This window comes from uncultured Thiodictyon sp. (genome assembly GCA_903837595.1).
In the GTDB taxonomy this organism is placed as follows: domain Bacteria; phylum Pseudomonadota; class Gammaproteobacteria; order Chromatiales; family Chromatiaceae; genus Thiodictyon.
Map to the genome: position 1 here is coordinate 19,183 of CAILVI010000284.1, position 21,249 is coordinate 40,431.

11 protein-coding genes and 1 pseudogene are annotated in these 21,249 nt (G+C 65.9%); 9 read left to right on the forward strand and 3 right to left on the reverse strand.

Going from position 1 to position 21,249, the window contains the following annotated elements; genetic code table 11:
• From QZY44_RS15600 to QZY44_RS15610, 3 genes are all read left to right on the forward strand, one after another.
• Entirely contained in the window at window positions 1–1,332 is a 1,332-nt protein-coding gene (locus tag QZY44_RS15600) for a phenylacetate--CoA ligase (protein ID WP_295447928.1), read from the forward strand.
• A gap of 258 nt (window positions 1,333–1,590) precedes the next feature.
• Window positions 1,591–2,628, forward strand: a complete 1,038-nt coding sequence (locus tag QZY44_RS15605; RefSeq protein ID WP_295447931.1) for a sulfate ABC transporter substrate-binding protein — start codon at window positions 1,591–1,593, stop codon at window positions 2,626–2,628.
• A complete protein-coding gene (locus QZY44_RS15610; RefSeq protein WP_295447934.1) occupies window positions 2,625–3,074 on the forward strand; it encodes a cupin domain-containing protein in 450 nt (149 codons plus the stop codon). Before QZY44_RS15605 ends, QZY44_RS15610 begins: the two co-directional genes overlap by 4 nt.
• A gap of 19 nt (window positions 3,075–3,093) precedes the next feature.
• Here the strand turns inward: QZY44_RS15610 and QZY44_RS15615 are convergent, their stop codons facing one another.
• Window positions 3,094–6,288: a PAS domain S-box protein gene (locus QZY44_RS15615; RefSeq protein ID WP_295447937.1), complete on the reverse strand. Its 3,195-nt coding sequence runs from the start codon at window positions 6,286–6,288 to the stop codon at window positions 3,094–3,096.
• A gap of 497 nt (window positions 6,289–6,785) precedes the next feature.
• On the opposite strand from QZY44_RS15615, the gene QZY44_RS15620 reads away from it, so the two are divergent.
• The 6 genes and pseudogenes from QZY44_RS15620 to QZY44_RS15645 all read left to right on the forward strand — a co-directional run bounded on the left by QZY44_RS15620 (window position 6,786) and on the right by QZY44_RS15645 (window position 16,557).
• Window positions 6,786–8,975, forward strand: coding sequence for an ATP-binding protein (locus QZY44_RS15620; RefSeq protein WP_295447940.1), 2,190 nt, complete (start codon window positions 6,786–6,788; stop codon window positions 8,973–8,975).
• Window positions 8,976–8,978: 3 nt separating this feature from the next.
• Entirely contained in the window at window positions 8,979–9,437 is a 459-nt protein-coding gene (locus tag QZY44_RS15625; protein WP_295447942.1) for a response regulator, read from the forward strand.
• Window positions 9,434–11,275, forward strand: a pseudogene (locus QZY44_RS15630) (ATP-binding protein); the annotation flags it as partial. The gene QZY44_RS15625 and the pseudogene QZY44_RS15630, both read left to right, overlap by 4 nt.
• 70 nt (window positions 11,276–11,345) lie before the next feature.
• Entirely contained in the window at window positions 11,346–11,948 is a 603-nt protein-coding gene (locus QZY44_RS35810; protein ID WP_365304542.1) for an Hpt domain-containing protein, read from the forward strand.
• A gap of 11 nt (window positions 11,949–11,959) precedes the next feature.
• A complete protein-coding gene (locus QZY44_RS15640; protein WP_295447947.1) occupies window positions 11,960–12,970 on the forward strand; it encodes an NrtA/SsuA/CpmA family ABC transporter substrate-binding protein in 1,011 nt (336 codons plus the stop codon).
• Window positions 12,967–16,557, forward strand: a complete 3,591-nt coding sequence (locus QZY44_RS15645) for an EAL domain-containing protein (RefSeq protein WP_295447949.1) — start codon at window positions 12,967–12,969, stop codon at window positions 16,555–16,557. Before QZY44_RS15640 ends, QZY44_RS15645 begins: the two co-directional genes overlap by 4 nt.
• Window positions 16,558–16,668: 111 nt before the next feature.
• Here QZY44_RS15645 and QZY44_RS15650 read toward each other — a convergent pair whose 3' ends face one another.
• Window positions 16,669–18,018: a diguanylate cyclase gene (locus tag QZY44_RS15650; RefSeq protein WP_295447952.1), complete on the reverse strand. Its 1,350-nt coding sequence runs from the start codon at window positions 18,016–18,018 to the stop codon at window positions 16,669–16,671.
• The gene (locus QZY44_RS15655; protein WP_295447955.1) at window positions 18,018–21,182 is read right to left on the reverse strand and encodes a response regulator; all 3,165 of its coding nucleotides are present in this window, start codon (window positions 21,180–21,182) and stop codon (window positions 18,018–18,020) included. Before QZY44_RS15655 ends, QZY44_RS15650 begins: the two co-directional genes overlap by 1 nt.
• Window positions 21,183–21,249 lie beyond the last annotated feature (67 nt).

The window sequence follows — 21,249 nt, forward strand, 5'->3', positions numbered from 1 at the left end:
ATGCCGGCTTCCGGATTTGCCATCGAGAACCGTGTCTTCGATCCCGCGGAGACCCTGCCGCGCGCCGCTCTGGAGGCCCTGCAACTGGAGCGCCTGCGCGATCTGGTCGCGCGGGTCTCCGAGGTCCCGTTCTATCGCGACTACTTCACCCTGCATGACATCACCCGGCGCAGTATCCGCTCTCTGGACGATGTCCGGCGCCTGCCCTTCACTACCAAGGATGATCTGCGTCGCCATCAGCCGCTGGGCTTCCTGGCGGTGCCCCGCCGGGAGGTGGCGCGCATCCACGGCTCATCCGGGACCACCGGTCGGCCGACCTTCGTTGCCTACACCGCGCAGGATCTCAAGACCTGGTCGGGACTCTGCGCCCGCTTCCTGGTAGCCGGGGGGCTGAGACCCGAACACACGGTGCAGATTGCCTTCGGTTACGGGCTCTTCACCGGGGGCTTCGGGCTCCACTATGGGGTGGAGCAGGTCGGCGCGGCCGTGATTCCCGCCGCCTCCGGCAACACCCGCCGGCAACTCGACATCATTCACGACCTCGCCCCCGAGGTGCTGATCTGCACCCCGAGCTATGCGCTGACCATCGCCGACGGCGCCCGCGAGTTGGGCATGGACCCGCGCTCCTTGCCCCTGCGCTTTGGTCATTTCGGCGGTGAGCCCTGGACCGAGGACATGCGCCGGGAGATCGAGGAGCAACTCGACATTCTGGCATTCAACAACTACGGACTGTCCGAGGTCATGGGCCCTGGTGTCAGCGGCGAATGCGCGGCCCGCAACGGGATGCACCTGCAGGAAGATCACTTTCTGGTGGAGTGCCTCGACCCGGAGACCCTGGCGCCGGTTCCGGAGGGGGAGCCCGGGGAGTTGGTCATTACCACCCTGACCCGCGAGGCAGTGCCGATGATCCGCTATCGCACCCGCGATATCGCGCGGCTCTATCGTGAGCCCTGCGCCTGCGGGCGCCACATGACCCGTATGAGCCGGGTGGCCGGGCGCAGCGACGACATGCTGATCATCCGCGGGGTCAACGTCTTCCCGTCCCAGATCGAGGAGGCCCTGCTGCGGGTGGAGGGCACGACGCCTCATTATCTGATCGAGGTGGACCGCCCGGGGACCCTGGATCAGGTGACGGTGAAGGTGGAGATCCGTGCCGAGATGTTCTCCGACCGCATGGACCGGATGCAGGGCCTGCGTGAGCGCATTGCGCGCGAGATCCACACCGTGGCCGGCATCCGGGCGGAGGTGGACCTGGTGGAACCGCGCCGCATTGAGCGTTTCGCCGGCAAGGCTAAGCGGGTGCTGGACAAGCGGAGCTTATCGGACGGCTGACCCTCTCATCCTCGTGACACGGCCGATTGCGTGACACCGCCGAGCTCTCGTGACACCGCTCCAGCGGTGTCACGCGTGTGTTTGGCGCTCCGCGCCAAGTCCGCCGCCGGCTGGAATGATGATCCTAGAAAGGGCGGTCATCACGCCAAGGCGCCAATCGACGAAAACACAATATCCTAATGATCAATCGATCGTTCTCAGGATTTCTGTGGCGTGTTAGCCTTCGCGTTTCATCTTGTAAGCCCGAGGCCACCCGCGATGACTGCCCCACGACGCTCCCTGATCAGTTCCAGGCTCGGTTCCAGGCTCGGCTCCGCCCTCGGCGCCTTGGCCCTTGTCACGCTATCGCTATCTGCCCTGGCCGAGACCACGCTGCTCAATGCCTCCTACGATCTGACGCGGGAGCTCTATAAGGACATCAACCCGGCCTTTATTGCCGCGTACAAGAAGGACACCGGCCAGGACATCGGCGTGAACCAATCCCATGGCGGCTCCAGCAAACAGGCGCTGGCGGTCGCGGCCGGCCTGCAGGCCGACGTGGTCACGATGAACCAGACGCCCGACATCGACCTCTTGGTCGAGCGCGGCGGTCTGGTGGCGAAAGATTGGCGCGACCGCTTCCCCCATGGCGCCTCACCCTACACCACCACCTCGGTGTTCCTCGTGCGCAAGGGCAATCCCAAGGGCGTCAAGGAATGGGCCGACCTCGCCCGCCCCGGGTTGTCCGTCGTCGTGCCCAACCCCAAGACTTCCGGGAACGGCCGCTATGCCTATCTCGCCGCCTGGGGTAGCGTCATCGCCGCGGGCGGCAGCGAGACTCAGGCACGGCAATTCGTGCAAAAGGTGTTTGCCAACGTCCCGGTCTTCGATGGCGGCGGGCGGGGGGCCACCACCACCTTCACCCAACGCGAGATCGGCGACGTGCTGGTCACTTTCGAGAACGAGGCGGCGCTGATTGCGCGCGAGCTGGGCGCGGACCAGTTCGACGCGGTCTATCCCTCGCTCAGCATCGATGCCAGCGCCCCGGTGGCCGTCGTCGAAACCGTCGTCGCCAGACACGGCACGGCCGCCGCAGCCAAGGCGTATCTCGACTTTCTGTTTACCGATGCCGGTCAGCGTCTGGTCGCGAAACACTATTTCCGCCCGCGCTCGGCTGCGGTACTGGCCGAGAACGCGGAGCGCTTCCCGCCGATCAAAACCTTCGAGGTCGAGCAACTGCTCGGTCCCTGGGCCGAGGTCCAACAGAAACACTTCGCCGAAGGCGGCATCTTCGACCAGATCGTGGTGAATCGATGAGTGATTCCCCGGTCCTTCGCTCGCTCCCAGGTCAGCGCTGGGAAGGGATCGACCTGCTGGACTATAAACCCAGCGGCAGCGCACCCTTCAAGTCCATCTCCCGCCAGGTGCTGATCGGTGACGACACCCTCGCCTGCGAACTGCGCTATTTCGAGATTGCCGCGGGCGGGCACTCCACCCTGGAGCGGCACGAGCACGCCCACGGTGTATTGGTGCTGAGCGGGCGGGGTGCCTGCCTGGTGGGCCGAGACGTTGCGCCGATCGGCGTACAGGACTTGGTGCGTATCCCGCCCTGGACCTGGCACCAATTCCGCGCCGACCCGGATTCGGCCCTCGGTTTTCTGTGTATGGTCAACCGCGAACGCGACCGGCCGGTATTGCCCACCGAGTCGGACCTGGAGGCGCTGCGCGCGGACCCGGCGATAGCCGCATTTGTTCGGCCTTGATCATCGGTGAGGAACCACCTCAGTCCCGAGGGCGCGCCAGCCACTTCAATAGCGTTGCGAATAGCGTATCCGGTTCAATCGGTTTGCTGACATAATCGTTCATCCCGGCAGCGAAACACTTCGCCTTGTCCTGCGCAAAGGCATTCGCCGTCATTGCAAGAATGGGAACCCGGGAGCCGTCCGGCTGCTGGCGTATCCGCCGAGTGGCTTCGAGCCCGTCCATGTTGGGCATCTGTATGTCCATCAGAATCACGTCGTAGGCCTGTCGACCGGCCAGCCCCACCGCTTCGGCACCATCTGCGGCCACATCCACCACCAAGCCGGCGGCCTCCAGCAGCTCGCGTGAAACCTCCATGTTGATCGGTTCGTCTTCAACCAGCAGGATACGGCAACCAAAATAGTCGCGCGTCAGCGTGGCCTCGCTGGCATCGGCAGCCGGGGAGATTGCTGTCGCCGTGGCCGACTTGCCGATCTTGATCCGTGCCGTAAACCAGAAGGTGCTGCCGGCGCCGAGGGTGCTCTGCGCCCCGGCCTCCCCGCCCATCGACTGGGCCAGGCGGCGGGTGATGGCGAGGCCCAGCCCGGTGCCGCCATATTGTCGCGTGAAGGAGTTGTCCGCCTGCTCGAAGGCCGAGAATAGCCTGGGCAGGGTTTGCGGCGCGATGCCGATGCCCGTATCCTGGACTTCAAAGCGCACCAGGATGCTGTCTGCTTCTTCCAACGCGGCGGCGGCACGCAACGTCACGGTACCGCGTTCCATAAACTTGACCGCATTGCTCGCGTAGTTCAACAGCGCCTGCTGGAGCCGCGTGGGATCACCCAGTAGCCGGTAGGGCATGGGCGGCACCTCGACCAGCAGTCGGATATTCTTGGTCTGCGCCTGACTCGCGAGCATGGCCACCACATTGGCTGCGATGGCACTCAGGTTGACCTCTACCTCCTCGAGAACCAACCTGCCCGCCTCGATCTTCGAGAGGTCGAGAACGGCATTGACGATTTCCAGCAGGTGTTGGCTGGCGGCCTCGATCTTGTCGAGCCGTTCGGTTTGCTTCGGGGCCACGCCGTCGCGTTTCATCAGATAGGCCATGCCGGTAATCGCATTGAGCGGCGTGCGTATTTCGTGCGACATATTGGCGAGGAAGGCGCTCTTGGCCACGTTGGCGGCCTCGGCGGCGTCCTTGGCGGCGGCCAGTTGTTCAGTGCGTTTCTCTACGAGTTGTTCGAGCTGCGCGCGATATTGGGCGAGCTCCGCCGCGGCGGCTTTAGCGGCGGTGATATCGGTCAACAGGGCGAGCGAACCGGCATACTCACCCTGTTCATCCGTAAGCGCAGTCGCACTGACGAGACACCAGCAGGCACGACCGTCTTTGCAACGGAAACAGCGCTCGTCGTGGGAATCCACCTTGCCGGCATGCCCTTCCTGAATGCGCGGCTGCTGGTCCGCCACGTGTTGCTCGAACAGGAACGATTCGACGGTGCGTCCCATCATCTCTGCGGGCAGATAACCCAGTATCCGGCACATCGCGGCATTGACAAAGCTCGTGCGGTCGGCGGCATCCGTGGCCCAGACGCCTTCGTTGGCCGACTCGACGAACCGGCGGTACTTCTCTTCGCTGGCGTAGAGCGATTCTTCGGCCAACAGCCGTTCCAATTCCCCGGCGGAGCGCACCGCCACCAGTTTCAATGCGGTTTCGGCGAACTGGCGGTTCTGCAACGGTTGCCGCCCGATCACCGCAATCAGGCCGATCGGCCGGCCATCATGGCTCCACAGCGTCGTGCCGATGTAGCTTTCCGCCTGCAAGTCCTGGAGCACCTGGTCACGTGGGAAGCACTCGCAGACGCTGGTGGCAAAGCAGCAGACCTGTTTGCCGACGACATCGCCGCACGGCGTGTCCCTCAGGGCATAGCAGACGTTGTCCTCGAAGTGTCCGTCGCACCACACCGCAAGGGTGCGGGCCGTCAGCCCATCCCCTTCCAGGCGGTCGATGCAGACATAGAACATATCCAGGGTTTCGGCGAGGTAGCGCGCCAGCACATGGAAGAATGTCTCTCCCGGAGAGCGACCGCTGGTGCGCGCCAGAAAGGCCTGAACGTCGGTGGCCTGTTTGTGCTCGGTAATGTCCAGGTTGACGCCGATATATTTGACAATCGTGCCGGTGTCGTCGCGTTGTGGCGTAGCCAGCCCGCGCACCCAGGTAATGACCCCACCCGGCGTTCGGAAGCGGTAGTCCTGGTCCCAACTTCCACCGGACTCGACCGTCCGTTGCCAGTCCGAGGCAACGGATGCGCGATCCTCAGGATGCAGTGCCGCTAACCAACCGTCCCCGAGCGCCGCCGTCGGGGCCATCCCCGCCATGCCGCACCAGCGTTTGTTGGCATACAGGCAACCGCCGTCGGGCGAGGTGAGGTAAATGCCGACCGGCGCCAGTTCCGCCAAGGTCCGGAACGTTTCCTCGCTATCGCGTAATGCCGCCTCCGCCTGCTTGCGCGCGCTAATGTCGATGCAAATGCCGGTCATGCGCAGGGGCTGACCCTGCGCATCGTAAGTCGTGTCGCCGGTTGCGTAGATCCAGCGGACCTGTCCCGATCCCAGAATGATGCGATATTCGTTGATCAGTGGGACATGGGCACGCATGGCGTCACCGATACGTGCTTCAGCCGCCAACCGGTCTTCCGGGTGCAGCGCGGACCGCCAGGTGCTGAAGCTCGCTTGCGTCTTGGCCGGATCGACATCGAAGAGATGAAAAAATTCATCCGACCATGACAGCGTGCCACTGGCGATGTCCCAATCCCAAACGCCCGCACGGGCGGTGCTTTGCGCCAAGGCCAGACGGGCGTTGGACGCCAGCAGGGCAATCTCCTGCTGCTTGCGCTGAGTGATGTCATGGATGATGGAAAACAGCAGCGGCCTGCCACCGACGTCGACCGGCGTCGAAAAGACCTCGACATCGCGCACTTCGCCGTTCGCGATGCGGTGCCGAAAATTGAAATAGTTGCGCTCCTCGTGCAGCGCCCGTTGCCGCTCCAGCGCGACCTCGTCGGGGGGCAGGGTGTTGATCGCGCTGATGAGCATGCCGACCGGGCCGGGCCGCGGGTAGCCGTAATAGGTGACCGCGGCCTGATTGGCGGCCATGATTTCACCGCTGGCCGGATCGATGAGCAACATCACCGAGGTATTCTTCTCAAAGAAATGGCGGAAGCGTGTCTCGCTCACTCTCAGACGTTCACGGCTTTGGCGCAACGTCCACGCCCAACTCCCGAACAACAGCAACGCCAATCCCAGTCCCCCGCTCGCCCAGACAAGCATCGCGTCTGCGTCGGCATACGGCGGGAAGCCGCTCTCGGAACCGACCAGGATCGGGCGAGGCGACGCGCTTCTCGCGCCAGGTGCAACCAGCAGGCAGAGCACTGCAACACCCCAGGCCGCGATTGCCAGGATGATACTGCGGTACCTTCCGAGAATTACCAACATGCGGGGAGGAAACCCAACCGTCTAAGTGCGAGACTGGGGTCGAGGGTAGTCCGGATGCGGCTTGGAATGCAAGGCCGACGGAAACGCCGTGCGGCGCTTGCGGCCGAAGGCAGGGTCTGACAATCTTCGGAACGATTATGCACGTTTTTCCGCAGCCGTTGAGGGGAGTTAGAGACCCCGAGCCCGTTGGGAGCGAGAACGGCTAAACTCAGCTGACCGGCACCGCCGACTGGACCCCCATGACCGCCCCCGAACCCGAGACCCGACCAACGCTGCCGCTGACCGTCTTTCTGGTCACCGCGGCCTTGTTGCTGCTGGTCGCACTGGCCGTCTTCCATGGCCTGCGCTCCGACCGCCAAGCCGGCGTCGAGGCCGCCTTGCAGGCGGTGGCTGAACTGAAGATCGGTCAGCTCGAGACCTGGTTGAGCGAACGCTCCACGGATGTCGACTTTTTCGGCTTGGGCTCGCAATTGGCGGTCGATTTCGATCGCTGGCTGAGCCAGGGCGGGCAGGATGAGGCGACACTGGCAGTGATTCAGGCGCGTCTCGCGGCGATGAGACAGAATGAGCCCTATGACACGATTGCGCTCTTCGACCCCGCGGGCAATGAACGCATTCGTAGCGAAGGTATTGCCTCCCAAGCGGAATTCGGGCCGCAGGCCAGCGCGGCGATGCGCCAGGACCGACCCCAACTGGTTGACTTTCACCGGCAGCCGGGCCAGCCGATCCAGATCGGCATGGTCGGACCCATCAAACGCATCACGGCATCGGGCACCCAAGTCGTTGGCGCCATCTATCTGGGCGCGCCCGCGCAGCGGCAGGTCTTCCCGCTGCTGTTACGCTGGCCGCTGCCCTCCCAGACCGGCGAGACCGTGTTGGCCAGACCCGAGGGCGAGAGCATCTTGAATATCGTCACGCGCAAGGCGCCGCCGATGACCATCCGGGTCCCGATCGACCAGCCGGGACTGCTCTCGGCCCGTGCCGTGCGCGGTGAGACCGGCATCCAGCGCGGCGCCCGCGACTATGCCGGCGACCCGGTGCTCGGCTACGCCGCCCGGGTCCCAGGGACACCCTGGATCCTGGTCGCCAAGCAGGACACGCGCGAGGTCGATGCCCCGCTGCGGCAATGGGCGTTGTGGTTGGCGCTGGTCACCTTGTTGCAGTTGTGCGGAGTGGGTGGGGTGAACTGGTTCTGGTGGCGCTCCCAGTCGAGTCACTGGCGGGCGCACATCCTCCAACAGGCGTTGGATCAGGCCGTGGCGGCTCAGCAGGCCACCGCGGCCCTGTTCGCCAGCGAGGAGGTCAACCGCGTCACCTTCGAGCAGGCCGCCATCGGGATCGCCCATGTCGGCGTCGATGGGCGCTGGCTGCGTGTCAACCACAAGCTGTGCGAGATCCTCGGCTACCCCATCGAGGAATTGCCGCGCATCGCCCTCCAGGACATCGAGCATCCGGACGACCGACAATCCGATACCGAGGCGATGCACAAGCTCTTGGCGGGGGAGCGGCCAGTCGATTCGGTGGAGCGGCGCTATGTCCGCAAGGATCGCTCGCTGGTCTGGATCAACCGGACCATCTCGCTGGTGCGGGGCACCGACGGCGAGGCGCTGCATTTCATCTTTCTGGTCGAGGACATCGCGGCGCGCAAGCAGTTAGAGGCGGCAGGCAGTGCCTATCAGGGTCGCCTTGAGGCCGACGTGGCACGCCGGACCCAGGAGCTGGAAACCGCCAACGCGGACCTGGAGAGTTTCAGCTACTCGGTCTCGCACGACCTGCGCGCGCCGCTGCGCGCCATCGACGGTTTCAGCGCCATCTTGCGGGAAGACTATGCGCCCCAACTGGATGCAGAAGGGCTGCGTCTGTTCGGCGTGGTCAGCGATAACGCGCGTAAGATGGCACAATTGATCGACGACATCCTGGCCCTGTCCCGTGCCGGGCGGATGGACCTGGAACTGGCGCCGCTGGATATGAATGGCCTGGTCGACGCGGTCTGGGCGGGGCTCGCGCAACAGCGTACCGGGCGGCCGGTCGAGTTCCAGCGGGCCGACTTGCCGTCGGTCTGTGCCGATCGGCGTGCCTTACAGCAGGTCTGGCAGAATCTGCTCGACAACGCCCTGAAGTTCAGCCGCCACCGTGACCCGGCGCGCATCGAGGTCAGCGCGGAAAGCCAGCATGACCTGATCTGGTTTGAGGTCAAGGACAACGGGGTCGGCTTCAATGCGGACTACCGGGACAAGCTGTTCGGCCTGTTCCAGCGGCTCCACGGCATGGACGAATTCGCCGGTACCGGCGTCGGCCTGGCCATCGTCAAGCGCTTCGTCCAAAAACACGGCGGACAGGTGGCGGCCGAAGGTGCCGTCAATGTCGGGGCCAAGTTCCGCTTCGGGCTTCCGGTCAGGCCGGATCAGGCCCTGTCCGAGAAGGAGTGAATCATGAGCATGACCGATTCGGTGGTCGATATCCTGCTGGTGGAGGATAACCCCAACGATGCTGAGCTCGCACTGCGCGCACTGAAGAAACACAACCTGGCCAACCGGGTCATCTGGGTCAAGGACGGCGAGGCCGCGCTGGATTATCTGTTCCATCGCGGCCAATACGCGGGGCCTATTGACCTGCCACGCGTGGTGCTGCTCGATCTGCGCCTGCCCAAGGTCGACGGCATCGAGGTGCTGACGCAGATACGCGCCAATGCGCAGACCCACGAGCTGCCGGTGGTCGTGCTCACCTCGTCGAAGGAGGAACGCGACTTGGTCTCCACCTACAAGCTCGGGGTGAACAGCTTCGTGGCCAAACCGGTCGCATTCGACGAATTCGCCAAAGTGGTGGCCGATCTCGGTATGTATTGGGTGCTGCTCAATCGTGTGCCGCCCGATATCCGGTCGCCGTCGTGAACCGCCCCTTGCGCATCCTGCTGCTGGAAGACAATCCGGCCGACGCTGAGCTCAACGAGCGCAGTCTGTGTAAGGCCGGTATCGACTTCGAGTCGCGACGGGTCGAGCACGAGGCGGACTTCGTCGCGGCGCTGGAGACCTTCCGCCCGGACCTGGTCCTGGCGGACTATCACCTGCCGGACTTCGACGGCGGCCTTGCACTGGCCCTGGTCCGGGCGCGGGACCCCGAGCTGCCGTTCATCTTCGTCAGCGGCGCCATGGGTGAGGACCTGGCGGTGGCGGCCCTGCACCAGGGCGCCAGCGACTATCTGCTGAAGGATCGGCTCTCCCGCTTGCCGGCGGCAGTCACGCGGGCCCTGGCGGAGGCCGAACAAAAGGCCAATCTGCGTGACTCGGAACAGTCACTGCGCGCGAGTGAAGAGTGCTATCGGATGGCGACGCAGAGCATGCACGACGCCTTTATCCTCATGGACGACGCGGGCTGCGTCATCGAATGGAACCCGGCCGCCGAGCGGATGTTCGGCTATACGCGAGAGGAGATCCTCGGCCGCAACCTGCACGAGACCCTGGTACCGCAGCGCTTTCGCGGCGCCTATCGACACGCCTGGCCGCGTTTTCGTCAGACCGGCGAAGGTGAGGCCATCGGCCGGACCCTCGAGTTGGTGGCGCTGCGCCGCGACGGTCAGGAGTTTCCCATTGAGCTGTCGCTGTCCTGCATGGACGTGAACGGCCGCCGGCAGGCGGTGGGACTGATCCGCGACATCGGCGAGCGCAAACGGCTGGAGGCGGCCCTCGAAGGCTATCGGCAGCACCTCGAACAAGTGGTCGCGGAGCGTACCGCAGAATTGGTGGAGGCCCGCGACCAGGCCGAGGCGGCCACGCGTGCCAAGAGTGCCTTCCTGGCCAATATGAGCCACGAGATCCGCACCCCCATCAATGCCATCGTCGGTCTGACCTATCTGTTGCGCAAGCGGCTCACCGACCCGCAGTCCATCGCACAACTGGCCAAGGTGGGTGAGGCCAGCCAGCACCTTTTGTGCATCATCAACGACATACTGGACCTGTCCAAGATCGAGGCCGATCAACTGGGCTTGGAGACGATCCCGTTCGTCTTGGCCGAGGTGGTCGATCATACACTCGGCATCCTGGGTGAACGGGCACTCGCCAAGGGCCTGACGATCGAGCGGGACATCGACCCCGCGGTCCCCGCGGCGGTGCGCGGTGACCCCCTGCGCCTGGGACAGATCTTGCTCAACTATATTGGCAATGCCATCAAGTTCGCCGAGCGGGGTCGGGTCCAGGTGCGTATCCGGGTGGCGGAGGATCAGGGGGAAACCCTGCTGCTGCGTCTGGAGGTGGAGGATCAGGGGATCGGATTGACGGCGGACCAACAGGCGCGGTTGTTCGAGGCGTTCGCCCAGGCCGACGACTCGACCACCCGTCGCTTCGGTGGTACGGGTTTGGGGCTGATCATCTGCCGCCGCCTGGCGAACCTGATGGGCGGTGACGTGGGCGTGACGAGTACCCCGGGGCAGGGCAGCACCTTCTGGGCGACGGCCCGGCTGACCCGGGTCGCGGTGCCGGAGGCCGCGCCAGCGGGCGCCGGGATGGGGCCGGGTGCGGAGCCCCCGGAGTTGGTCCTGGCGCGCGATTACCGGGGCGTGCACCTGCTCCTGGCGGAGGACGATCCGGTCAATCAGGAGGTGGCGCGCGAGATCTTGAGCGGTCTGGGTCTGGTCGTGGAGGTGGTCGCAACGGGTCACGCGGCGGTCGAGCGCGTGCTGGCGAGGGAGTACGCGCTGGTGCTGATGGACGTGCAAATGCCGGAGATGGACGGGCTGGAGGCGACCCGCCGCATCCGCGCGCATCCGCGCGCAACCGGGACATGCCCACTTGCCCATCTTGGCCATGACCGCCAATGCCTTTGCGGAGGATCGCCAGCGCTGTCTGGATGCCGGCATGGACGACCACATCGGCAAACCGGTGGAACCCGAACGGCTCTATGCGACCCTGTTGCGCTGGCTGCCGCGACCCGCCGCGCCGGGGCTGGCCGACGCGACCGCACCGGCCGCGCAGTCCGAGGACGAGGCCTTACGACAGACCTTGGACGGCATCGGCGGAATCGACCTGGAGGCCGGGTTACGCTGCGTGCGCGGCAAACTGACGAGTTACGTGCGATTATTGACCCTGTTCGCGCAGGGCCACGCCGACGACGTGGCCGCACTGCGTCGGCACCTGGCGACCGGTGCGCCAGGCGAGGCGCAGCGGTTGGCTCACGCCCTCAAAGGCGCCGCCGCTACCCTCGGCGCCGTGGCCCTGTGCCGGCGGGCGCAGGAACTTGAAGCGGCGCTCGATGCACAGGCCCCACGGGCGGACATCGAGGCGCGCATCGCTGCCTTGGACGCCGATCTCGCCCCCCTGCTGTTAACGCTTGCGGGTTTCGGGCACGCGCCGCCGCCCGCGGTGCCCGTACCGTGCGAGTCGGATCAGGTCCGGGAGACCCTGGCCTGATTGGAGCCATAATGACCAGCGCACAGCAACGTATCGTCATCATTGCGGCAAGCGCGGTAGCGGCGTCGATCGCCATCGTCGCCGTCTGGCTGAGCCGGCCGCCGCCGCCCGCCCCCGAACCCCTGACGATCGCAGTCTCCAACAGTTTTATCGGCGTACCGCTGTGGGTGGCAGACCAGCAGGGGTTCTTCGCCGCCGAGGGCCTGACGGTAACCCTGACGCGCTGGCCGACCGGCAAGCTCGCCGTGGAGACCATGCTGCGCGGCGAGGCGCAGGTCGCCACGGTCGCCGAGACCCCGCTCGTGTTCGCTGCCCTCGCCGGGAAACCGTTGCGCGTCATCGCCACCTATGCCGGCAGCGGCGAGCACGCCATCGTGGCCCGCGCCGACCGGGGCATCAGCCGGGTGGCGGACCTGCGCGGCCGGCGCGTTGGGGTCATCGCCGGCACCTCGGCCCAGTACTTCCTGCACGTCATGCTGATCGACCAGGGGCTTAGCGAGACGGACATCACCCTGGTCGATCTGCCGGCCAAGGAGCAGGCGGCGGCCCTGGCGGCTGGCCGCGTCGAGGCGGTCGCCACCTTCGCCCCCTTTACGGCCCAGTGCCGGCGTGCGTTGGGCGAGACCGCCCGCACCTTCCCCATGGGACTGCGCTATCGGGGCTATACGAGCCTGGCGGTGGCGCCGGACCTGCCGGAGCGCCGGCCGGAGGCGATCCGGCGCCTGCTGCGGGCGCTCGAGCGGGCTATCGGCTGGATGCGCATGCACCCGCGCGAGGCCATGCAGGTCGCGACGACTGAACTGAACGTCGAAGGCGCGGTCGTTGAAGAGACCTGGCCGCGGCTTGGATTCAATCTGGCCGTCGACCAGGGGTTCGTCATGCTCCTGCAGTCGGAGGCCCAGTGGGCCATCGCCAGTGGGTTCACTCCGGGTCGGACGGTGCCCGATTTTCCTGCCATGATCGATGCCGCCATCCTGGCGCGGCTGCGCCCGGGGTCCGTCACCATCACCCGGCAACCATGAACCTGCGCACCCGCGTCCGCCTGCTCGTCTTGGTATCCGCCCTGATCGCCCTGTGGTTGCTCGGGGTCTTTCTGGCTGCCTACCTGGAGAAGGCCCGCGCCGAGCAGGACCTGGCGCTGAGCGAGTCTCTGACCGTTGCGACCTTGCAGCTGCGCACCGTGATCTTCGGCCATCTGGTGTCCCCGCACACCCAACCCCAATCCCAGGTCGAGGCGCAGTTCAAGATCTTCGCCGACCTGCTGGAGCCCGGGACCCGGTCCAGCGCCGCGTCAGACGTACAGGATGCGGATACCCGGTACGCCTGGGAAGGCGCAAGGCGCATGCTGAGCGATCTGCGGGCACTCCTCGCCGACCTGGACGCCGCCGGGACCGCCCCGCGCCTGAGCGCGCGCGACCGGCAGACCACCGAGCTGATCCTGATGGACAGCGATGCACTGATCCTGTTCGTCAGCCAGATCCGCGATCGCGCCCTTGATGGTATTTTCCAGGCGAGCACGCGGGAGAAGCAGTCCTTGGGCCTGCTGCTCGCGGGGCTGGCGGCCATTGGGCTGGGACTGCTCCTACTGGTGGAGCGGAGCCTGTTGTTGCCGATCGACCGGTTGCGCCAGGCCGTTATACAGCTCGGCGGCGGCGCCACGGCGGTGCGCCTCAAGTCGCACCGCCGCGACGAATTGGGCCAACTGGCCGACGCCTTCGATCACCTGCTGGACCAGATCCAGGAGACCACGGTCTCGCGCGATCGACTGCAGGTCGAGGTGGACGAGCGCGTGCGGGCGCAGACACGCTTTCAGTGCCTGACGGACGCCAACGTGATCGGCGTCGTCGTGGCCGATGCCGCGGGCGAGATCCTGGAGGCCAATGACTACTATCTGAACCTCGTGGGCTGCACCAGGGCGGACCTGGCCGCGGGCACGGTGGACTGGCGCAAGTTGACGCCGCCCGAATGGCTACCGGCCGATGAACAGGCACTCGCGCAATTGCATGAGCACGGGTTCTGCACGCCCTACGAAAAGGACTATGTCCGCGCGGACGGCGCGCGCGTCACGGTCTTGATCGCCTCCAGCATGGTGCCCGGTTCGGAGCAACACATCCTGGCGCTGGTCACCGACATCACCGAACGCAAGCGGGCCGAGCTGGCGCTCGAACGGCAGCGCGTCATCCTGCAACAGGCCGTGCATCTGGCGCGGATCGGGGCCTGGGAGTGGGATATCGCGCAGGACCGGCTGCACTTCTCCGCGGAGTTTCTCCGCGTGCATGGATTGCAGGAGGCCGCGCCGCTGACTCTCGATGAACTCTTGCCACTGGCCCATCCGCAGGACCTCGATGCGGTACAGCGGGCCTTCCAGGACGCGCTCGACGGCAAGCAGCCCTACGACATCGAACACCGGATCATCCGCCGGGACGATGGCAGCATCCGCTTTGTTCATGCCAAGGCCGAGGTCAGCCGCAACGTGCGGGGCGAGCCGATCAAGATGATCGGTGTCTCCCAGGACATCACCGAGCGGACGCAGGCGGCGGAGGCCCTGCGGCAGAGCGAAGAACGATTCCGCACCCTGGCCGATGCCGTGCCACAAATCGTCTGGATGACCAGACCAGACGGTTGGAACATCTATTTCAATCAGCAATGGGTGGATTACACCGGCTTGACGCTGGAAGAGAGCTATGGCGATGGCTGGAACATCCCCTTCCACCCCGATGACCGGCAGCGCGCCTGGGACGCCTGGCAGCAGGCCGTCCAAACCGATGGCGTCTACGCGCTCGAATGTCAGTTGCGCCGCGCCGACGGGGTCTACCGCTGGTGGCTGGTCCGCGGTGCATCGCTGCACGATGCCGACGGCCAGGTCGTCCATTGGTTCGGCACCTGCACCGACATCCAGGACCTCAAGGAGTCCGAGGCCCAGTTGGAGCGCAGCGCGCACTACGACGCGCTGACCGGACTGCCCAACCGCGTGCTGCTGGCCGATCGCCTCCACCAGGCGATGGTTCAGGCGCAACGGCATGCGCGCCCAGTGGCCGTGGTCTTGCTCGACCTGGATGGCTTCAAGACGATCAACGACAGCCATGGGCATGAGGCTGGGGACCAGTTCCTGATCGCCGCGGCGGCCCACCTGCAGCAAATGCTGCGCGCGGGCGACACCTTCGCCCGTCTGGGCGGTGATGAATTCGTCGCGGTGCTGCCGGACTTGGCCGACACCCAGGTCAGCTTGCCGCTGCTCACCCGTCTGCTCGAGGGCGCGGCCCAGCCGATTGCGGCCGGCGACCGGGTGCTCCAGGTGTCGGCCAGTCTCGGCGTCACCTTCTATCCGCAGGCGCAGGACATCGATGCGGAGCAACTGCTGCGCCAGGCCGATCAGGCGATGTATCAGGCCAAGCTCGCCGGCAAGAATTGCTACCACGTGTTCGATGCCGAGCACGATCGCGCCTTGCGTGGTCATCACGAGGGACTGGAGCGTATCCGGCGTGCCCTGGTTGCCCATGAATTCGTGCTGTATTACCAGCCCAAGGTGAATATGCGCACGGGGGCGATCATCGGTGCCGAGGCCCTGATCCGTTGGCAACACCCGGAACGGGGCCTCCTGCCGCCGGCGGCGTTCCTGCCCGTGATCGAGGATCATCCGCTGGCCATCGCGGTCGGCGAGTGGGTCATCGACACTGCTTTGACCCAGATGGAGTGCTGGCAGGCCACCGGGCGGGAGCTCCCGGTCAGCGTGAATGTGGGGGCCCATCAGTTGCAGCAGACGAACTTCGTCGAACGCCTGCGCGCGATCCTGGCGGCGCATCCGCAGGTCCGACCGGGCGATCTGGAACTGGAGGTGCTGGAGACCAGCGCGTTGGAACTGACCGGGGCCTCCCGGGTCCTCGACGCGTGCCGGGGGTTCGGGGTGCTGTTTGCCCTGGATGACTTTGGCACGGGTTTCTCATCGCTCACCTATCTGCGGCGTCTGCCGGTCGCCCAGCTCAAGATCGACCAGAGCTTCGTGCGCGACATGCTCGAGGATCCGGATGACCTGGCCATTATCGAGGCTGTACTCGGCCTGGCCAGCGCCTTCCACCGTCAAGTCATCGCCGAAGGGGTGGAGACCGTCGCCCAAGGCGAACTGCTGTTGCGGCTTGGCTGCGAACTGGCGCAGGGCTACGCCATTGCCCGCCCCATGCCGGCCGCCGACCTCCCGGACTGGTCGGCCGCCTGGCATCCCGATCCGGCCTGGGCCGACCTGCCGACGGTGAGCCGCGACGATCTGCCGCTGCTCTTTGCGGGCGTCGAACACCACGCCTGGATGATGGCCCTGGAAAACCACCTCAAGGGCGAACGTGAAACCCCGCCGCCGCTGGATCACCACGGGTGCCGCTTTGGCAATTGGCTGGATGCCGATGGCCTGGCCCCTTATGGTGCGCAGCCGGCTACCGCGGCCATCAGGCCCTTGCACCAACAAATACACGCGTTGGCAGCAGCCTTGTGTGACCTCCATACCCAAGACAGGGCACCCGAAGCATTGGTGATGCTGGGTGAACTGCATGACCTGCGGGACGCCCTGCTCGAACATTTAAAGTCACTGGTCCGGGACCGGTCGCACCCGTCCGGCTGAGGTATACCCCAGCCTGATGTCAGGCTCGCGGCCGAAAATTCGGCAGGCTTGGAGCACAGCCGCCACGCGCCTTGCTGATCCCGGGGTCTGGGTGGCGGTAACGCCACCTGCCTACCCGACCCGCAGCGTGTCAGACCCCGCCATCGCCACGCCGTGCTTGCCGTGAATCTTGACCGCGTACATCGCCTCATCCGCACAACGCAACAGTGTGGCGCCGTCTGGCCCGTGCTCCGGGAACCAACTCACGCCGATACTGGCCCCGATCCCGGCCGGTCCGTCGGCAAGCTCCATGGGCTTGCTGACCGCGGCCAGTATGCGCTGGCCCAGATCGAGGGCCGCGGGGCAGCCCGACACGTCGCGCAGCAGGACAGCGAACTCGTCCCCACCGAGCCTTGCCACGGTATCCGGGGGCCGTACCACCCCCTGCACGCGCGTGGCTACCTGGCACAGCACCTGATCGCCGGCCGCGTGTCCCCAGGTGTCGTTGATCCCCTTGAAGCCGTCGAGATCCACGAACATGACCGCCAGGTGCTCGCCGGTGCTACCCGCCGTGCTAACCGCCTCGTTCAGGATGTCTTCAAACAAGCGCCGGTTGGCGAGTCCGGTGAGGCTGTCGTGATGGGCAAGCGCTCCGTAGCGTGTCACTTGGTTTCGCAGGCGCTGGGCTTCCAACTCCCGGGCAGTCACGTCTTGCAGTCGCAGAATCAGGCCGAAGTTGATGCCATCCAGCCCGCGCAACGCCAGCGCGTGCATCTCCGCATAGACCTCACCCGCGGCGGGATGCACGCCGCGCAACAGCAGGTCCAGCTGGGTGTCGGAGTCGGCCACCTGGGTGCGGATGCGCGTGACGATGGCCTGCGCGTCCGACTCCCCGGAGGCCGGTTCGGTAACCCCCTGCGCGAGCCGCAAGGGCGCGCCGACCGTCGCCTCCGCCACCAGGGGGAATCGGCTGGCGTCACGGTTGATCCAGCGCACGATCCCCTCGCGGTCGCACACCAGTGTTGGGTCCGGGATGGCATCGACCAGGCACTGAAAGAAGGCGTGGTCCTGGCGCAAGCGGCGCTCCGCATCGGCCGCCTCCACCAATTGCTGCAACCGGTTGCGCAGCACGGCCCAGCGGATGGGCTTGTTGACGTATTCGGTGGCCCCGGCGGCGAAGGCCCGGTCCACGGAATCCTCGTCCTCGTAGCTGGTGATCATGATTACCGGGACGCGGCGTCCGGCCGGGAGTGCCCGGATCGCCTCGCAGGCGGCGAACCCGTTCATCACCGGCATCGCCGCATCGAGCAGGACGATGTCCGCCCCCTGTGCCTCGAAGAGGGCGAGCGCGCGGCTACCATTGTCCGTACTCTGGACCTCGAACCCGAGCCGGGCGATGAACCGGTGCATGGCGGTACGCAGCACGTCATCGTCATCCACCACGAGGGCGCGATAAGGCCGGTCGCGCTGGGCAATCAACATTAGATACCATCCGCCGGGGGTACCCCGGTGTCAGCCTTCAGTAACCCGGCAAGCGCCAGGAGAAACCGCCCGGTCTCGGTTTCCAACGCGACCAGCAGTTCCGGCGCCGCGCCCAATTCTCCCGAGGTTCCCAGTGCCTCCAGGCGGCGGGCCAACCGGACCATCTCACGCCCCCCCAGGTTGCCGACCGACCCGGCTAGCGTGTGGGCCGCGGTGCGAATGTGCTCCCCATCGCCCCGCTCAACGCCCAACCGCAGGTCGGCGACGCGTCTCGGCACATCCCCCAGTGCGACCTCGATCACCGTGGCGATCTCGCCGATGGCTTCGCGCAGGTCCTTGATCGCCCGGGGGTCGATGGGGGGGGGCCAGGGGACCTCGGGTGGTACTTGGGGCACCGTCGCGCTGGCGGGTCCGGGACTCACAGCGCCCGGTCCCGATGCCTTAAGCTGGGGGCGTGTCCACCAGCGGTCCAGGGTGGCCAGCAGGTCCGGGGCGCGGATCGGCTTGGGCAGGTAGTCGTCCATGCCGGCGGCGAGGCAGCGGTCGCGCTCAGCCGCATAGGCGTGGGCGGTCAGGGCAACGACGATCTGGTGTCGGTGGCCTTGCGCTTGCTCGCGTTGGCGCAGCATCCGGGTGGCGGAGAGGCCGTCGAGCACCGGCATCTCACAGTCCATGAGGACCACGTCGAACGACTCGAATGACTCGGCGGCCAGTGTATCCAGGGCCTCCTGTCCGTTGTTGGCGATCCGGATGACGCACCCGGCACGTTGCAGGATACCGTTCAAGACTATCTGATTGACGTGGTTATCCTCGACCGCCAGGACGCGGCAGCCGTCCAGTCGTATGCGCGTGGGAGTGCGTGCGACCTCCGCCGGGTCCGCGTGGCCGCCGCCGAACAGCAGTGACAGGGTCTCCAGCAATTGGGTGCGACGGATGGGTTTGACCAGGGCCTCGTCGGCACCCTGCTCGCGCGCCTTGCGGCCCTCTCCCACCTCGTCCATGGAGGTCTGCAGGACAACCCGTACGGCGCGCCATTGCGGGTCGGCCCGCAGGTGCTTGAGCACCTCGAAGCCATCCATTCCTGGCATCATCCGGTCGAGCAAGATCAGATCGAAGGGGCGGCCCGTCGCCTGGCACTCCTCGATCAGCCGGATCGCCGTGGGTCCGTCCTGCGCCTCGGTGCACTCCATCGACCAGGCACGGCATAGTCGCTGGAGGTAGAGCCGGTTGGTGGCGTTGTCGTCCACGATCAAGACCGACCGCCCCTTGAGCACGCTCAGGTCGCTGATCCGCCAGGGGGGCGCGGCGGGATCGGCGCTGGCCTCCAGGTTGATCGTGAAGCTGAAGGTACTGCCGACACCGGGCGTGCTTGCCAGCTCCAGGGTTCCGCCCATCATCTGCACCAACTGGTTGCTGATGGCGAGCCCCAGTCCGGTGCCGCCGAAGCGCCGGGTGGTGGTATTGTCCGCCTGGCGGAAGGCCTCGAAGATATGCTCGCGCGCCTCGGGGCTAACCCCCATGCCGGTGTCACAGACCGCGAAACCGAGCGCCGGGCGCGCGGATGCGGCCTCATCCAGCCAGACCCGCAGCCCCACCTCGCCGCATTGCGTGAACTTGATGGCGTTGCCGATCAGGTTGATCAGCACCTGGCGCAGCCGGGTGGGGTCGCCGACGACGTCGGTGGGGACCTCGGGCTCCACATTGCAGATGACCTCCAAGCCCTTGCTGAGCGCCTTGCCGGCGAACATCTGCATGGTCTCCTCGACCAGGTCCGGGAGGTTGAAGGCGACGTGCTCCAGTTCCAGGCGGCCGGCGTCGATCTTGGAGAAGTCCAGGATATCGCCGATCACCCCCAGCAGGCCCTCGGCGGAGGCGATGCCAGTGTCCACGTAGTGGCCCTGTTCCTGGGTCAGCTCAGTGCCCTTGAGCAGTTCCAGCATCCCCAGTACGCCGTTCAAGGGTGTGCGGATCTCGTGGCTCATGCTGGCCAGGAATTGGCTCTTGATATTGGCCAGTTCCACCGCGCGGTCGCGCGCCTGCTCCAGGATCTCTGCCTGATCGGCGGTCACGGTCACGTCCTGGACCAGCACCACCCGGTCCCCGGACTCCCCATCGACGGTCTGCACATTAAAGGCGCGTCGTCGCCCGTCCCGGTCCTCGCAGCGATGGGGCAGGGCGTGGATGCCCTGGGGGTCGAAACGCTGAAGCCCGCCGCACTCCAGGGCGAAGCGGTCCATGGTGGCGTTGAAGGCCTTGAAGCCATCACCGGTGGCGGACATGACACCGATGTCCAGGGCTTGGGTGGCGGCGAACAGGATGTCCAGGTCGCGCGCCTGACGGTTGGCGCGCAGGGTGCGCATGATGGAGGCGATGCGCATCAGGAAGATGTTGATCGGGTCGTCTTTCCAAATCAGGTCGATCGCCCCGGCGTCCAGGGCGTGTTCGATCACGTCCTTGCGCTGGGAGTGCATCACCACCGTGATATCGCGGGTGCGGTCGTCGGCGAGCAGTGCGCGGCACAGCTCATCGCCGTTGCCGCCGGGCATAAAGAAGTCGACCACCGCGAGTTGGGGCTTATGGTGCTGTGCGACCTCCAGGGCCTCGCCCATTGAATTGGCGATCAGCACCGCGTAGCCGTTGTTGCGTAGCAGGTCGCCATACTTGGCACAGACCGTCGGGGAGTCATCGACGAACAGGATGGACCCGCCCACCTGCTCGCGGTTACGCAGGAGTTGGCGGGCGCGCCAGTCGCCCATGCCGCCCACCTCGCTGTAAGTCGTCAGGAACTTACGCATCCGGTAGGGTAGGAGCGTCAGGTCTTCCTTGAGCTGGATGTCGTTGTTCGGGCGGCGACTGGCGAGCTGGTAGGCGCGATCATCCGGCTGCTCGGTGAAGATCATCACCGCCAATGGGTCCAGGCGCCGCTGGTCGCCGATACGCTCCAGCAGTTCCCAGCCGTTCATGCTGGGCATCAGCCAGTCGAGCAGGAGTCCGTCGAACGGCTGGCCGTCGTCCAGGGCCGCCAGCAACAAGCGGTAGCCATCCTCCGCGTTGCTGGCGGCGGTACAGGTCATCCCGGCGGCGGTCAGCGATTGGCTGCAGACCGCCCGCATGGTCGGCGAGTCGTCGACGATCAGGACGCGGAAACGGGTCTGTTCAAGCATAGTCAGGACCGGGGCCGATCAGCCGGCGGCAAGTGAAATTGAGCGTGAGAATCGCTGTTTCCTTGAG